Source organism: Yoonia sp. R2331 (assembly GCF_041103235.1).
GTDB lineage: Bacteria > Pseudomonadota > Alphaproteobacteria > Rhodobacterales > Rhodobacteraceae > CANMYO01.
Genome location: NZ_JBGCUN010000001.1, coordinates 2821436 through 2833491 on the forward strand (window position 1 = coordinate 2821436; position 12056 = coordinate 2833491).

A 12056-nucleotide genomic window follows, 5' to 3' on the forward strand; every position below is an offset into this window, starting at 1 on the left:
CCCTTAGAAGATTGTGCAGAGCACTTCGCCGCCAACGTTGGCCGCACGTGCGTTTGCATCCGACATCACACCCTTGGGGGTGGAGACAATCGACACACCCAGGCCCTGACGGACGCTTGGGAGGTCATTGGCGCCCATGTAGACGCGGCGACCGGGCTTAGAGACCCGCTTCAATTCGCGAATAACAGGGGTACCTTCGTGGTACTTCAGCTCAATACGCAGGGCGGGGTGACCGTCCTTGCCATCAACCTTGCTGTAGCCGCGGATGTAGCCTTCGTCGGCCAGGACATCCAGAACCCATGCACGCAGCTTGGAGGCAGGTGTTTCCACCGAACCTTTGCCGCGCATCTGGTTGTTGCGGATACGTGTCAGCATATCACCGATAGGATCATTCATAATTGTTTCTCCTTACCAGCTTGACTTGACCATACCGGGGATTTCGCCATTGGAACCAAGGTCCCGCAGCGCGATCCGGCTGATCTTGAGTTTGCGGTAATAGGCGTGTGGACGCCCGGTGAGCTGGCAACGGTTGTGCAGACGCACCTTGGAAGAGTTGCGCGGCAGTTTTGCCAGTTCAAGGCTTGCCTTGAAACGCTCTTCCACGGGCTTCTCTTGGTCGTTGATGATCGCCTTCAGTGCGGCACGCTTTTCAGCATACTGCGCCACCAGCTTTTCGCGCTTTTTCTCGCGCTCGATCATGGATTTCTTAGCCATATCTAATGTCTCCCTGACGCTTTAGCTGTTGAAGGGCATGTTGAAGGCTTTCAACAGGCTCTTGGCTTCGGCGTCGGTTTCAGCGGTGGTGCAGATGACGATGTCCATGCCCCAGTTCTCATCGATCTTGTCGAAGTTGATCTCGGGGAACACCAGGTGCTCTTTCAGGCCGGTGGCATAGTTGCCACGACCGTCAAAGGACTTACCCGAGACACCGCGGAAGTCGCGGATACGGGGCATGGCGACATAGATCAGACGCTCCAGGAATTCGTACATCCGGTCGCCACGCAGCGTGACCTTGGCGCCCAGCGGCATGTCTTCACGGACGCGGAAGCCAGCGATGGACTTCTTGGCGCGTGTTGTCATGGCCTTCTGACCGGCGATGGTGGTCAGGTCTTCCTGAGCCGACTTCGCCTTTTTGCTGTCGCGGACAGCTTCTGCACCGCAGCCGATGTTCAGGACGATCTTGTCCAGACGCGGGATCTGCATGTCGTTCTTGTAGCCGAATTCCTCTTTCATGGCGGCACGGATCGTGTCGACATACTGGGTCTTCAGGCGCGGGGTGTAGTTTGCGGCATCAAGCATCAGATCGCATCCCCTGTTGTCTTGGCAAAGCGCACCTTGTGGTCGCCATCCATACGGAAGCCGACGCGGGTGGGTTTGCCTTTTGCATCAACGATAGCCAGGTTCGACAGCTGGATCGGCATCGCCTTGGGCGTGCGGCCACCTTGGTCGTTCTGGGATTGCTTCTGGTGGCGGACGGCCATGTTGACACCGTCAACAATTGCCTTGCCGGACTTTGGATCAACCGAAGCGATTTCGCCCGTTTTGCCCTTGTCCTTGCCAGCCAGCACGATGACCTTGTCACCTTTGCGGAGTTTCGCAGCCATGATTACAGCACCTCCGGAGCAAGCGAGATGATTTTCATGAAGTTCTTGGCGCGCAGTTCGCGCACAACCGGTCCAAAAATACGGGTGCCGATCGGCTCTCCGTTGTTGTTGAGGATCACGGCGGCGTTGCGATCAAAACGGATCGCGGTGCCATCTTCACGGCGTACTTCTTTGGCAGTGCGTACGACGACGGCTTTACGCACGTCACCTTTCTTTACGCGACCGCGTGGAATGGCCTCTTTCACCGATACGACAATGATGTCTCCAACACTGGCGTAACGACGGTGAGAACCACCCAGAACCTTGATGCACTGAACACGGCGTGCGCCGCTGTTGTCAGCAACATCCAGATTGGTCTGCATCTGGATCATTTGGTTTCCTTCCGACCTATGAGGCTATCCCCGATTTCTGACCGGGCCCCCAGGGTTTCGATTGTGCTGCTCAGTGCCCGCCCTTAGGAGGCGATCACTTCCCAGCGTTTGGTTTTCGATTTCGGCGCACATTCCTGGATACGGACCTGGTCGCCGACGTTGAAAGCGTTGTTTTCGTCGTGTGCGCGGTACTTCTTGGATTTCCGCACAGTTTTCTGCAGCAGCGGGTGCTTGAAGCGACGCTCGACAGACACGGTGACGGTCTGGGCGTTCTGGTTGCTTGTGACAACACCGGACAGGATACGCTTAGGCATGGATTAAGCCTCCTTGGCAGCGTCGGCTGCTTTTTCGTTCAGAATGGTTTTGACCTGAGCGGCCGCGCGGCGCGCTTTGCGCATGGCGGCTGTGTTCTCAAGCTGGCCGGTGGCCTGCTGGAAACGCAGGTTGAAGGCTTCTTTCTTCAGGTTTGTCAGCTCATCACGCAGCTGATCGGGGGTCTTGCCCCGCAGTTCATTGGCGTCCATTGGACGGCTCCTTTTTCAACATCACCGGCAGGCCCTTATCAGGTGACCCGATTCCCGGTGGAGTGGGTAGAAGTGGGCCGTATAGGAGGGTTGGAGGGATGTGGCAAGGGGGTTGTGAGGAAACCTGTTTCATGCCCAATTTGGGCAAAACTAATAAAAGCGCAAAGACAATGAAAAAGATCCTCTTACTCGTCGTATTGGGCGTGGTCGGCTGGCTTGGCTACGACGTCTACAAGATGGGATTGCATACCCGCCCATCGATGCCTGAAGGTGCGTTCTCACTTTCGTTCACGAATGGATACCGAGTCATCGTGATCGACCAAGAGACTGTTGAACCTGACCGCCGATATTCGGCCCGAAATTTTGATTTGCCCGAGTGGATTCTCAAGGGCTGGTCAATTTGTCGTCCGGCATCAGACGATCAAAGGAACAATGCAGAGGGATTGACGATTGGACATAGGCTGGAAGCCATTTGCGAATTAGAGATAGATGACGAATTGGTGCAAACTGGAATTCTGACGTCTCGACCTAATCTCTAGCAAATTGCGAACCGGAAGCATGACCAACTCATCAGACCTCTTCTCCACCCCGCTCTACCATTCCCAACTCAAAGGCATCGACGCGGCTGAGTTGGAGCAATCCTGCCTTGTGATCGCTGATGACGATGAGGCGGGGCAAGAGTGGTGTGAGGCGCATGAATTTCCGGGGTATACGTCCTATGCCTCTCTCACCGATCTGCCGTGGCGGTTTCCGATCTTTAAGGACCTCGTGGAGGAGTTGGACAAGCATGTCGCCGCCTTTGTGAAAGACCTGCATTTTGATCTGGGCGACAAAAAGATCGTGCTGGAGGATTTGTGGATCAACATTCTGCCAGAGGGTGGCATTCATACGGCGCATATTCATCCGCATTCGGTGATTTCTGGGACGACCTATGTGGCGATGCCCGAGGGGGCCAGCGCTATCAAGTTCGAGGACCCAAGGTTGCAGATGATGATGGCCGCCCCGCCGCGGACCAAGGATGCGCCAGAGCATTTGCGGCAGTTCATCTATGTCAAACCGAAGGTCGGTGATGTTCTGCTGTGGGAAAGCTGGCTGCGCCATGAGGTGCCGATGAACATGGCCGAGGACGAGCGGATCAGCGTGTCGTTCAATTACAAGTGGGAATGACCCCGGCAGAGGCGCTGGCGTGGTTTGACGGTTTGGCCCCGGTCACCGTCGCGGACATGACGGGCCGCTGGCGCGGTGAAGCCGTGCCAACGGGGCATCGGCTGGACCCGTTGTTGGCCGCCGCAGGTTGGTGGGGCAAGGCGTTTGAGGGGCCCGAAGATGTGCATCCGCTTCTGCACGGGGCCGAGGGTCGGGTGGCGGTGAACCCGGCGTTGCTGCCGTTGAGCTGGGGCGTGCATCTGCCCCCTGCCCTTGTGCGGTTTGCGTTTCCGCTGATCCGTCCGTTGATTGCCACGCGACGCCCGCGTGCGCGGCTGCGGATGATGGGCTATCGCGGCGTGACCTCGGCCACGATGATCTATGACGCCAAGCCGATTTGCGATGTTTTCCGGCGTATAGATGACGCCACTGTGCTGGGTTGCATGGATCAGCGCGGGGCCGATCCGTTCTTCTTCAAGCTGACGCGAGACGGCGCGGATTGATTTCCTGCTGCCAATCCTCGACGGCATCCAGCGGATAGATCAGCATCAGTGTGGACAGGGTGAGGCTGTCGCGGGCGACGAAGGCGGCGGAAAGCTCCAACGTGGCGACCAGCGCGATCACCACGCGTTTGCGCAAGTGCCAGGCGGTAAAGAAGCCGCCCATCATCCAGATATAGTCCGCCACGGCATTGAGCACGCTGTCACCGTGGTAGCCCGCGTTGATCGTGGTGGCGCGGAAGGCGTCGAGCACGAAATCCGTATGCTCGATAATCTCCCACCCGATGCCGGTTGCAATCGCGGTCGCAAAGAGCGGTTTGAACCCAAGCTGGGGAAAAAACACGCGCCCGACAAGCGCGATCAGCACACCGTGCAGGATGTGGCTGAGCGTGTACCAATCGGCGATGTGCTGCGAATTGCCGCTGTCAAAGACCGAGCCGACCCAGAGCTTGACCTGCCCACAGGTGCAGATCAGCGGCTGGCCCCAGGCAAAGAGCGTGGCAGCAATGGCAAAGATGCCCAACACGGCAACAAAATAGAGCGATTTGAGCGGCATAACGAGCCTCTTTTTCCAGCGACGGGATCACGTTAACCATTGCTTGCGGGCATTTTGGGGCCGCAGTGAGGCCGGATTGTGCACAACCGTAAGGCCGTAGCCGGGCCGCCTGATATACGTTAGGGTGTCGTGCGCGTGGCTGAAACGACGGGCTGCGCCCGCATCAAAAGGTTCAGATGACCCATCAAGCGCCCTCGGATGCGTTGCGCATCCTACGCATCGAAGATGCCGCACAGCGCCGGCGCGAGGTTGCCTTGCGCGCGTCGGACATCGGGGTGTTCGAATTCGACCCCGCCACGCAGGAGACATTTTGGGACGACCGCGTACGCGAAATCTGGGGCGTCTCGGCGGACGAGCCGACAAACTATGATCTGGTCCTTCGGGGCGTGCATCCTGAGGATCACGCGCTTCATGATGCGGAAACGGCCAGAGCGCTGGACCCTGCAAATGACGGGCATCTGGACATCTCCTATCGCCTGTACCCGCTGGATGGCGCGCCCATGCGCTGGGTGCGCGCGGTGGCGGATTGCATTTTTGAGGATGGCAAACCCGTTCGGCTGGTGGGCACTGTGCGCGACATTACCGCCGAAAAACGGCAAGAGCAGCAGATGGACATGTTGCTGTACGAATTAGAGCACCGCGTGAAGAACACCCTGTCCACCGCGATTGCCGTGATGGACCTGTCGCGCACCGGGCATACCGATGTCGACAGCTATTACCGAGCCACCTATGACCGGCTGCGCGCTGTGGCCCTGTCCCACGATTCCCTGCGACGCGGAGACTGGTCTGATGTGGAGTTGTTCGCCCTGTTCAAGCGTGAGGCCGCTGCTTTTCTGGGGCAGAACCTGAACCGGGTCACGTTGGAAGGTGACCCGGTGCGGATCCCGGCGCGGCAGGTGATGACGGTTTCGATGGCGTTCCACGAGCTTTTGACCAATGCCGCCAAATACGGGGCGCTGTCGGATGCCGACGGCCATGTCAGCCTGTCCGCAAGGGTGGCCGACAATCGCGCCACGCTGCGCTGGGTTGAAACCCGGACCACAAAGGCAGCCATTGATGCCGAGGGGCCGCGCGGATTTGGTAACATCTTGCTGCTTGATATCCTGCCTGCCGAATTGCAAGCCGACGTGTCGCGCGATGTCCCGGCAACCGGCCTGACCTATACGTTGAACTTTCCACTGGAGACGACCCCATGACTGCCACGCCCCGCGTCCTGCTGCTTGAGGACCAGATGATGATTGCCTTCGGAATCAAGGCTGCCCTCGAAAAACACGGGTTCGAGGTTGTGGGCCCCTATGCCGACCTGAAAAGCGCGGAAAACGGGGCCGAGGAAACGCCGTTTGACGTGGCCGTTCTGGACATCAACCTGGGCGATGGCACCACCAGTGAAGGCTTTGCCCAGCACCTGCTGGAACGCAACGTGCCGTTCATGTTTCTGAGCGGCTACGGCAGTGCCGGGCAATTGCATCCGCGCTTTAGCGAGGTGATCCGCATGACCAAACCCATCGCCGAGGCGGAACTGATCGAAGGGATCAATGATCTGGCCGCGCGTGGGCGAGGATAGGCCCGAGGGATCAGGGCAGATTTGCAGACAAAACCGGCCTTGGTGACTGGGCATGTTCCTGACGCGGCATTCTCTCGAATTTGCAGGATGTGCGTTTCTAGGTGCGGCCGGTTTCACCAAAGCGGCCATTGAAATTTACTGACTATTCTTACTGGGTCTCAGCTTTGCGGATGTCAAAATTTCGCAAATCTAAGGTTGCTTTCATTTTGTTGTTTGAGCAGCGGCGCGCAGTATCCGGCGGCTAGAGAATATTGGCCGCAGTCCCAAAGATGCCGATCTCAGTCTACCGAAGGTTCCCGTAAGGGAATGCCACAAACCCGATGTGCTGTGTTCAGCAGATGGGGTCCCTTTAGCCAAGAGGGTGCTCGCCTTCAAATGGAAAAACAATGAGCCCCGCGCGCAACGTGCGGCGGGGCTCATCGAGGTTGTGAAGCCAAGCTTTATTCCATGCTGATCGAGAAGAACATCGTCTCACCCGAATGGTCGTCGACACCGTCGTTATCCGTGGAAACCCACATTGTGCCATCTTCTGCGATGGCCAGACCTTCGACCTTGTCGAGGACATAGCCACCCGTGGATGTCAGATAGGGCAACAGATCAACGACCAATTCAGGCTCTAGCACCGCTGGTGTCTCTCCTAGTGCGACGATGCCCTTCATCGCCGACATTGGCACGCGGGTGATGATCTTGGTCACTGCACGGGTGTCGTGCTGGTTGTCGCGTTCAATGAAGTACATGAAACCGCCATGTGCGACGATTTCTGACAGGCCGACCCAGCCCGTTGACGGCTTAGTCTTGGCGTAGTGGATCACCGACCATTCTTCGGTTTCCAGATTGTAGCCGAGGACTTTGGCGTGGTTTGCTGGATCGTCGCGCCATTCGCGCTGAACGGCGACATAAAGCATGTCATCCACGCGCGTGATCCCTTCGAACCCGAAACGGCGTTCAACCGCGAGCAGTTCATCTGGCAACGCGATATAATCCTCAATCGCGCCATCTGCACCGACGTGATAAATCGCGTGGGGCACAAGACGGTCAGACCGACCCTCGGACGCGATCCAGAAGCCGCCGTCACCGTCCAGCGCAATGCCTTCCATGTCCAACAATTGCGCGGGCTGGCCTTCGCGCGTGACCCGAATGGCGTCCACGATTTGAGCAGGAGTCTCTGACACGTCGATATGAAAAATCGTGGGCTGCATACCGTAGAAACTGTCAGACACGGCGTAGATCGTGCCGTCCTCGGCCATGACCTGACCAGAAATCGCGCCCCATCCTGTCAATTCATCCATACCTGCGGAGGTCAGATGCGGGTAGGTTGCCGCGGCCTCTTGGTATTCAAAAAGCATGACGTGCGCGCGCGCACCTGCGTCATCAACTTCATTGGCAGAGACCAGCAGGTTACGCTCTGGGATTGTCACATAGCCCTCTGGCCCGATGCCCGATGGCAAGAGCTGCGTCAATTCAGGAGCGGTGGGATCGGTAATGTCATAGACACCCACGATGGAGGACCGCTCCGCGCCAACAAAGACGAAAGGTGTGCCGCCAAAAACATCAAACGTCACGCTTTCGGGTTCCACGCCTTTGTTGCCTGAGCGTTCTTCGGGGTAGTGGCCCACCGAGATAATGGCATGTTCGAACGAAACGCCGCTTTCAAAGACCACATCGCCGTCTTGGCTGAAGATCGTCCAGCCGCGCGATCCGCCGTCCATGTCGCCTTCGTTGGCCATGGCGAAATGGGTGTTGTCGATCCATGTGATGCTGTCGGGTTCGCGCGGGACGGTGATTGTCTGGTTGAACACCAGCGCGCCTTCTTCATTGGTGTCGACGCCGTTCAGCGTGACTTCACCGGCGGAAAAGTGGCTGAGGACCTCGCCGGCAGAAGACAAAACCACGATGTGATTGTTTTCCTGCAGGGTCACCACGACTTCGTTTTCGCTGTTGATGGACACGAACTCTGGCTCTGGATCTTCCGGCGCAATGTCGGCGAGGCCCGTGATATCGGCAACCCGTGCGGTATCACATGCGATCAAACCGTCTTCGGTAAGATTAACCATGAAGACCGAGCCCGCAGGCATCTGGCCCACGCGGCCATCACCAAGGTCCTCGTCGCGTTCGTTTTCGATCGCAACAGCAAGGAAAGACCCGTCAGGTGCAATGCCCACGCTGTCAGGCTGACCGGGCAAATCGCAACGCCCGACTTCTTGCTGTGTGGTCACGTCGATCTCAACCAGAAAGCCCGATGGCTCTGTGTAGCTTTGGGACGTGTTCACACCAGCTAGCGCATGGTTCCCGATCACTGCGACGGATGTCGGCTCTCCCTCTGGCATGAATACACCGAGCGGAGCCGGGTTTGCCGGGTCAGTGATGTCGATGAACCCAATCGAGGCGCCAGGGCTGTCCGTGTAGACCAGCGTCATTCCATCGGCGGTGGCTGCGATGATCTCGGCCGAGGTTTCTTCGGCCTCTGGCAGGTTATCGGCGACTTGAAACGACGCAATCCGGTTGAAGTTCATGTCTTGCGCAAAGGCTGGCAGCACAAAACAAGTGAGTGAAGACGTAAGAAGTAGCGTACGAACGGACATGTATCTTTCCTATTAACTCGGGGGTCAAAGCGCGCTTGATGCGACGTACCCCCCTCAAGGACCGAAACATGACATTGTAACAGGTAGGCGAAGGCGCAGACCGGAAAGTCGCCTGCGCTATCGGTTTCTTTGTGCGCATCAGGCGATGCGCGTGCCTTTGGCCCACACACCACGCAGCACAGGGGTGCCTTGGGTGTTATTCACCCTCAGGACATCACCACGCAGACCTGTTTGCAGGCTTCCACGATCCAGCAATCGCGCCGCCATTGCGGGTGTGCGTGTCACTGTCGCAATCGCGCGTGGCAGATCGTTCCAGAATTCGGCGACGCGGAAGGCCGCCATCAACAACCCTCCGGGCACATAGTCAGACGACAGAATATCCAGCAGATCGGCCTTTGCCAGTTCGATTGCGGCGACGTTGCCGGAATGGGATCCGCCACGGATGACGTTGGGCGCGCCCATCATGACGGCGATACCATGGTCTCGGCAGGCTGACGCGGCCTCTAGGGTGGTTGGAAACTCAGCGAACCCGACGCCATTCTCTTGCGAAGTTACAACGTGATCGCGGGTCGTATCATCGTGGCTCGCCAGAACCGCACCCAGACGCTTGGCCTCTAATACGGCACCCTTTTCGTGCTTGTCGCCAAATTCGGACTGCAACCTTTTCAGGTTCGCCACATGTTCAGCGAAGTCGTTGTCATCCATGCCACGTTTCTTGGCGACATAGGTGCGCAAGGCGGTCAGGTCGCGGAATTGCCGCTGGCCGGGCGTGTGATCCATCAGGCTGACAATGCCGACACGGTCATCGGGCGTGAAACGGGCCAATTCGTCAAGCAGGGTTTCAGAACAGATTTCTGCGCGCAGGTGCAGGAAATGGCTGATCTTGAACACAGCTTTGGCGCGGGCTGCCAAAAGCTCATCCGCGACCGTGCGTGCATAGTCAATGTAGCGCCCTTTGCCTGAATGAATCGATCCCGCGCGCAAAGCATCAAACACGGTCGTGATCCCGACCGATGCCAATTCCGCATCATGGGCGATGAGTGCAGGCAAATGCGGCCAATCCACCTCTGGGCGCGGCTCCATATGACGTTCGAGGTTGTCGGTGTGCAGTTCGACCAGACCGGGCATGACGAAATCGCCAGCGCAATCCAAACTGCCGCTTGGACATTTGTCGCCTTCGGCAACCTCAGTGATCACGCCTTGCTCAATCGTGACGGATCCCGTCAGAATCTGATCCGGCAATACCAATCGTGCATTGGCGAGGCAAAGATCGTCTGACATAGAAGTGTCATCCAAAGGGTCCATAGCGGCAGGCCTAAGGGGATAATTCATGACATACACTCGTTTCGCGATTTATGACGCGCCGTTCGATGACGCATTGGCCAATTTTGGGGCCACGTGGCTGGGATGGAATGTGCGGACGGGCAGCGCCACGCGTCAGGCAGATGTGCCCGGTTTGGATGACATTACGATGACACCGCGAAAGTACGGCTTTCATGGGACGTTGAAGCCGCCGTTCAGGCTGGCGGATGGCCGTACACTCGATGAACTGCAAGCGAGGGCCGCCGATTTGGCTGGGCGCTGCGCACCTGCACAAAGCGGTGGTTTGCAGCTGACGACATTGGGCGGATTTCTTGCGTTGACCCCGACCGGCGATCTGAGCGGGTTGGAACGGGTCGCAAGCGCATGTGTGCGCGACCTCGACCCCCTTCGCGCGCCCGCTTCCGAGGTTGAATTGGAGCGACGCCGCAAAGCAGGTCTGAACGCGCATCAGGAGGCGCTGATGAAGCGCTGGGGCTATCCGTACGTGATGGAGGAATTCCGGTTCCACCTGACGCTGAGCGGGCGTTTGCCCGAAACGGACCGGGCGATATGGATCGAAACCGCGCAAGCGCACCTGCCGCCCATGGCCGACCGCTATGAGTTGGGCAGTATTGCCTTGTGCGGTGAGCGCCCCGATGGGCGATTTGAACTTATCCAACGCTACACCCTCACTGGTTGAAGCAGTGAAAGGGCGCTTGCGACAGTTTCTTCAAGCGCGCCATCATTGCTGATCGTCATGACGTCCAGGCCATTGGGCAACGGCTTGGTCGCTTGCGCGAAACGTTTCGCAATCTGTTCCTCGCTTTCGCGGCCTCGTGCCTTCAGACGCGACACAAGCGTCTCGGGCCCCGCGGTGATGTTGAGGACACAAAAATGGGAAAAGGCCGCATCACCCGCCTGAAGCGCGGAACGTGAAAAATTTGCGAGGCAGTCTTGCCCTCTGGCGAGTACAGTTTCGATGGACGCGGGAATGCCATACTGCAAGTCATGGGCGCCCCAGTGGACGGCAAAGTGCCCACGCGCCGCCATCGCTTCGAACTCCGCAATGCTGACGGCATCGTAGTCTTCACCACCCAGCGCCGGCGCTCGGGTAATCGTGCGCCGCACGAGGTGCAGCGATGGATCGGCTGTGGCGAGCCCTTCCATGACGCTGTCCTTGCCGACACCGGACGGGCCGACAACTGCGATGAGGCACCCGTTCTTCATGCCGCAATTCCGGGTGTAAATTGGCCCACGTCAATTTCACGGTCACAGACGCGGTCGCGCGCGGCCTCATCGTGAAAGATGCCAACAATTGCAGCACCTCGGGCCTTGGCGTCTTCGATCAGAGACAACACGACTTCGCGGTTGGCCGCATCAAGGCTGGCTGTCGGTTCGTCCAGTAACATCGCCGGATAGGGATGGGCAAAGCCGCGTGCAATGTTGACGCGTTGTTGCTCACCCCCCGAAAAGGTTGTGGGAGACAAGGACCAAAGCCGCCTTGGAATATTGAGTTTCGCGAGCAATTCTTCGGCACGGGCAAGCGCATCTTCTGCGGTGGCCCCAACGGCGCGTAGCGGTTCCGCGACGACATCAAGCGTCGGCACACGCGGCACAACCCTCAGGAATTGGCTGACGTATCCAAGAATCTCGCGGCGTAGCGCGATCACCTCGCGCGGTTCGGCCTGCACCAAGTCGGTCCCGTCGATCAGGATTTGCCCGGTTTGCGTCAGGTAGTTGCCGTAGATCATCCGCATCAGGGTAGATTTTCCGGCACCCGATGCACCGGTCAGCGCCACACATTCACCCGCCGCCACGGACAATGAGACGTCATTGATGACTTCGATCACCGCACTGCTTTGATTGTGCAGCGTAAAGGTCTTGGACACGTTTTTAAGTTCAATCAT

At 58.1% G+C, this 12056-nt stretch carries 18 protein-coding genes; 6 read left to right on the forward strand and 12 right to left on the reverse strand.

Annotated features, from left to right (window positions below):
• Positions 1 to 3: 3 nt before the first annotated feature.
• From rpsH to rpmC, 7 genes are all read right to left on the reverse strand, one after another.
• The gene (gene rpsH / locus AB3Y40_RS14550; RefSeq protein ID WP_369439502.1) at positions 4 to 396 is read right to left on the reverse strand and encodes a 30S ribosomal protein S8; all 393 of its coding nucleotides are present in this window, start codon (positions 394 to 396) and stop codon (positions 4 to 6) included.
• 12 nt (positions 397 to 408) lie between these two features.
• Complete coding sequence (gene rpsN / locus AB3Y40_RS14555) at positions 409 to 714, reverse strand: 30S ribosomal protein S14 (protein WP_369439503.1); 306 nt, start codon at positions 712 to 714, stop codon at positions 409 to 411.
• 21 nt (positions 715 to 735) lie between these two features.
• Positions 736 to 1299: a 50S ribosomal protein L5 gene (rplE, locus tag AB3Y40_RS14560; protein ID WP_369439504.1), complete on the reverse strand. Its 564-nt coding sequence runs from the start codon at positions 1297 to 1299 to the stop codon at positions 736 to 738.
• A complete protein-coding gene (gene rplX / locus AB3Y40_RS14565) occupies positions 1299 to 1604 on the reverse strand; it encodes a 50S ribosomal protein L24 (protein WP_369439505.1) in 306 nt (101 codons plus the stop codon). The genes rplE and rplX overlap by 1 nt, the downstream gene beginning before the upstream one ends.
• Positions 1605 to 1606: 2 nt before the next feature.
• Positions 1607 to 1975 (reverse strand): 50S ribosomal protein L14, encoded by a 369-nt coding sequence (rplN, locus tag AB3Y40_RS14570; protein ID WP_369439506.1) that lies wholly within the window; start codon positions 1973 to 1975, stop codon positions 1607 to 1609.
• An 83-nt stretch (positions 1976 to 2058) separates the two neighbouring features.
• Entirely contained in the window at positions 2059 to 2289 is a 231-nt protein-coding gene (rpsQ, locus tag AB3Y40_RS14575; RefSeq protein WP_369439507.1) for a 30S ribosomal protein S17, read from the reverse strand.
• Between the two features lie 3 nt (positions 2290 to 2292).
• Positions 2293 to 2499, reverse strand: coding sequence for a 50S ribosomal protein L29 (gene rpmC / locus AB3Y40_RS14580; RefSeq protein ID WP_369439508.1), 207 nt, complete (start codon positions 2497 to 2499; stop codon positions 2293 to 2295).
• Between the two features lie 170 nt (positions 2500 to 2669).
• On the opposite strand from rpmC, the gene AB3Y40_RS14585 reads away from it, so the two are divergent.
• From AB3Y40_RS14585 to AB3Y40_RS14595, 3 genes are read left to right on the forward strand one after another with little or no spacing between them, the layout of a single operon-like run.
• Complete coding sequence (locus AB3Y40_RS14585) at positions 2670 to 3038, forward strand: hypothetical protein (protein ID WP_369439509.1); 369 nt, start codon at positions 2670 to 2672, stop codon at positions 3036 to 3038.
• A 19-nt stretch (positions 3039 to 3057) separates the two neighbouring features.
• Complete coding sequence (locus AB3Y40_RS14590) at positions 3058 to 3666, forward strand: TIGR02466 family protein (protein WP_369439510.1); 609 nt, start codon at positions 3058 to 3060, stop codon at positions 3664 to 3666.
• Positions 3663 to 4148, forward strand: a complete 486-nt coding sequence (locus AB3Y40_RS14595) for a DUF4334 domain-containing protein (RefSeq protein WP_369439511.1) — start codon at positions 3663 to 3665, stop codon at positions 4146 to 4148. The genes AB3Y40_RS14590 and AB3Y40_RS14595 overlap by 4 nt, the downstream gene beginning before the upstream one ends.
• Here the strand turns inward: AB3Y40_RS14595 and AB3Y40_RS14600 are convergent.
• Positions 4120 to 4701: a DUF2585 family protein gene (locus tag AB3Y40_RS14600; RefSeq protein WP_369439512.1), complete on the reverse strand. Its 582-nt coding sequence runs from the start codon at positions 4699 to 4701 to the stop codon at positions 4120 to 4122. The genes AB3Y40_RS14595 and AB3Y40_RS14600 overlap by 29 nt on opposite strands.
• A gap of 176 nt (positions 4702 to 4877) precedes the next feature.
• Here AB3Y40_RS14600 and AB3Y40_RS14605 point away from each other — a divergent pair, with 176 nt between their 5' ends.
• Together AB3Y40_RS14605 and AB3Y40_RS14610 are read left to right on the forward strand one after the other, a co-directional pair.
• Complete coding sequence (locus tag AB3Y40_RS14605) at positions 4878 to 5897, forward strand: sensor histidine kinase (protein WP_369439513.1); 1020 nt, start codon at positions 4878 to 4880, stop codon at positions 5895 to 5897.
• Positions 5894 to 6265: a response regulator gene (locus AB3Y40_RS14610; protein WP_369439514.1), complete on the forward strand. Its 372-nt coding sequence runs from the start codon at positions 5894 to 5896 to the stop codon at positions 6263 to 6265. Before AB3Y40_RS14605 ends, AB3Y40_RS14610 begins: the two co-directional genes overlap by 4 nt.
• Before the next feature lie 440 nt (positions 6266 to 6705).
• On the opposite strand, the gene AB3Y40_RS14615 is transcribed toward AB3Y40_RS14610, so the two are convergent.
• Entirely contained in the window at positions 6706 to 8847 is a 2142-nt protein-coding gene (locus tag AB3Y40_RS14615) for an esterase-like activity of phytase family protein (RefSeq protein ID WP_369439515.1), read from the reverse strand.
• A 138-nt stretch (positions 8848 to 8985) separates the two neighbouring features.
• Entirely contained in the window at positions 8986 to 10128 is a 1143-nt protein-coding gene (locus AB3Y40_RS14620) for an alpha-D-ribose 1-methylphosphonate 5-triphosphate diphosphatase (RefSeq protein WP_369439516.1), read from the reverse strand.
• Between the two features lie 49 nt (positions 10129 to 10177).
• On the opposite strand from AB3Y40_RS14620, the gene AB3Y40_RS14625 reads away from it, so the two are divergent.
• Positions 10178 to 10849, forward strand: a complete 672-nt coding sequence (locus AB3Y40_RS14625) for a DUF1045 domain-containing protein (RefSeq protein ID WP_369439517.1) — start codon at positions 10178 to 10180, stop codon at positions 10847 to 10849.
• On the opposite strand, the gene phnN is transcribed toward AB3Y40_RS14625, so the two are convergent.
• On the reverse strand, positions 10831 to 11376 hold the full coding sequence (phnN, locus tag AB3Y40_RS14630; protein WP_369439518.1) for a phosphonate metabolism protein/1,5-bisphosphokinase (PRPP-forming) PhnN: 546 nt from the start codon (positions 11374 to 11376) through the stop codon (positions 10831 to 10833). The two genes, AB3Y40_RS14625 and phnN, sit on opposite strands and share 19 nt — an antisense overlap.
• Complete coding sequence (phnL, locus tag AB3Y40_RS14635) at positions 11373 to 12056, reverse strand: phosphonate C-P lyase system protein PhnL (RefSeq protein ID WP_369439519.1); 684 nt, start codon at positions 12054 to 12056, stop codon at positions 11373 to 11375. The genes phnN and phnL overlap by 4 nt, the downstream gene beginning before the upstream one ends.